Below are 2590 nucleotides of genomic sequence, written 5' to 3'. Positions count from 1 at the left end.
CAGCTTTCGTGAGAACTATAACATCTATTTACAAGCTAATGCAAGCAAAAATCTGATCATCAATACAACCAGATTACATCCACGGCATGTTTTTTAACTGCGGCGGCCATGCATACCTGTCCACTTGATTCAGGGTTTGACCCGCCTAACGCAGCTTGGCTCCTGCGCTAATTATGTGTTTATCACTGTCACAAATACCAGCGGATAGGGTGCCTCATGTGCAAACATATAGCGTCTACTATTCAAGTAGTAAAGCCTTGAAGCTCCACTTAAATAGCGATACAATATATGTATCGAAAACTGATGGCGTTCCCCATCTTTGAACACAGCTTCACTGTTCTGATCCGATAACGACTGCAATCGTTATCGGATTTTTTCGTGTGTTCAAATCAAAAATATTTAGCTTTTTCATTCAATGCAACGTTTTAAACTGCTCTACACCTTATGAATATACACAGTAGTGATGAAAAATGCAACCTACCAAAATACCGGGGTTTCGCTTTTATCACGGTGTTAAAATGTTATTTAACACAATACCATAATACCATAAGTGGTATTATGGTAAATAACACATTTTAACCTTTTCGCGATTTCCGGTATCAACGCCTTAATTACATATTAAAATGTTAAATGCCGCAATGTACAAAAATGTTATTTTGTACATTGCGGCATTTTGTGAATTTGAAATCTCACCATAAATAACATTTATGTTATTTTTTAAATAATTGGTTGAATGTCTCTTTTTGCTCACCGGTAAGCTTGTGGGCGACGAAATAATCGACCATTTCATCGACAACTTCGTAGATTTTTCGATTAAGTAGCGTCTTAGCAATGAAATTGATTTTTGCGTGTGTTTCACGCCACACCCGAATATTTTGAGCCTGCGTTACGTCGCCAATGCTGCGGCGACGGCGTGGAACTGGCTTCTTAGATTCTGTGGCAGTCTTTTCTGCCGTTTCAACAGGTGTGCTTTGTTCTACTACAGATTCTGCTGACTCAGCCATTGCTTGCTTGATCTTATCAGCGTTCCGCTTAAATGCCATTTTACTTCTCCTCCTTGTCAATTGCAGCTTTCATATCGGCATAAGCAGTGTGAACACCAGCAAAGAATATTTTAGCTCCATCTGTCAATGGCGCCTTCTCGTATTCGAAAATCATCTTGTGTTCGATTGTTGAGCGATTAAAGACTTCACGTAACGGAATCTCCGCAACTACGTCTTTCATCTGAGCAACGGTTTCACGAAACTCATGACTAGTAGATGTATTATAGGCGATCTTGTTCGCCACAAAGAAAATGTCAGCTGTCACATAAGAATCCTTAGTTCTTGGATCTCGCGCTTCGTTTTTGAATTCTTCCAGTCGAGTTCCAAGTGAGTCCATTGCGTCAAAGCCCCCATATTGAGAAGGCTCAATAAAACTCATGATATGGTTACTGATCATGACGGCATTCTTTTGAATGATGCTAAGGTCTGGATGGCTATCAAGGATGATGTAGTCGTAGCTGCTGATATTATAGCGATCGTAATTTTCATCCAACCAGTTGAACAGGATGAATTCTTTCATAGTTTTGTTAATGAGAGTTTCGCCAATTGTACCCAGGTGCATGGATCCAGCAATCAGGTCAACGTTTTCCGCAACATCATGAATCGGCTTAGGTTCTTTGAACTCATTGTCGTAGATACCAGCAACTGTGTTGGAAGCGTCAAAAATCCCAAATGTCTGCGTGAGGTTGCACTGATGATCGTGATCGATCAATAAAACTTTATAACCTTGCGTCCCTAACCATAATCCGAAATTATATGTTTGAGTCGTTTTCCCAGTTCCGCCTTTAGTCGAAAGTACTGTGACAATTTTTGGTTCAGCCATTGTGTTCCCTCCACATTAATTTGCTTACTTTGTTATCTTGCTTACAATAACATTATAACATTTTTAACGTTTGCGGTAAATAACATTTTTACGCATTCTCCAAATCGACCCCAATTATTGTGAGATTCTCTATAAGTATTAATATGGTATTTAACATTTTAACACTTTAAAATCGTTGCTAATACGGAAAATATAGATTACAAAGTTCAATGTATTATAATGTTATTTACCATAATAATTACCATACGTTTGCTCAGAAACTTTGTTTGTGCAAAATCTGTCGAAGGACAATCTGGGAGTTTAACTCCCGATACTGTAAAACAACTAACTGTCGATATTGTAATTTACGACCCTCATTTCCAGAACAGAGCCTACCGTTATACTTATCCGCGAACCCGATTTATCTTTATTGGGAACGTGTAGTCTGAATTCAGTTTGGTTTTAGGGGACTTAATTCGCTCGATTAGCAGTTCAACCATCAGCTCCGCCATCTCTTTGATGGGCTGCTGAACCGTTGGCAATTCCGGAAAGAACGTTCGAATAAAGTTGGACCCATCATACCCATTGATAAGCGGATGGTAGTTCATCGTATCGGCACAGGTCTTTACCAGTATTGCCGTAACATCATCGGTACAGCAGATTGCATCGTAATCGCGGCTCACAATAAGCCGTAAATTGCAAGAACAAGTTAGCCAGTCGTTGAGGACAATCCCAGAACAGGCCG

3 protein-coding genes are annotated in these 2590 nt (G+C 39.6%); all 3 read right to left on the bottom strand.

The window, feature by feature from the left end; all coding sequences use genetic code 11:
* Positions 1 to 710 precede the first annotated feature (710 nt).
* Entirely contained in the window at positions 711 to 1043 is a 333-nt protein-coding gene (locus tag FD01_RS04455; protein WP_056962832.1) for a hypothetical protein, read from the bottom strand.
* 1 nt (position 1044) lies between these two features.
* Positions 1045 to 1866: a ParA family protein gene (locus FD01_RS04450; RefSeq protein ID WP_054719926.1), complete on the bottom strand. Its 822-nt coding sequence runs from the start codon at positions 1864 to 1866 to the stop codon at positions 1045 to 1047.
* Between the two features lie 383 nt (positions 1867 to 2249).
* On the bottom strand, positions 2250 to 2590 hold a 341-nt coding region (locus FD01_RS04445), incomplete at its 5' end, for a substrate-binding domain-containing protein (RefSeq protein WP_162257336.1).

The sequence above is a fragment of the Lacticaseibacillus manihotivorans DSM 13343 = JCM 12514 genome (genome assembly GCF_001435035.1).
In the GTDB taxonomy this organism is placed as follows: Bacteria; Bacillota; Bacilli; order Lactobacillales; family Lactobacillaceae; genus Lacticaseibacillus; species Lacticaseibacillus manihotivorans.
This window is presented reverse-complemented; position numbering and strand designations above follow the sequence as displayed.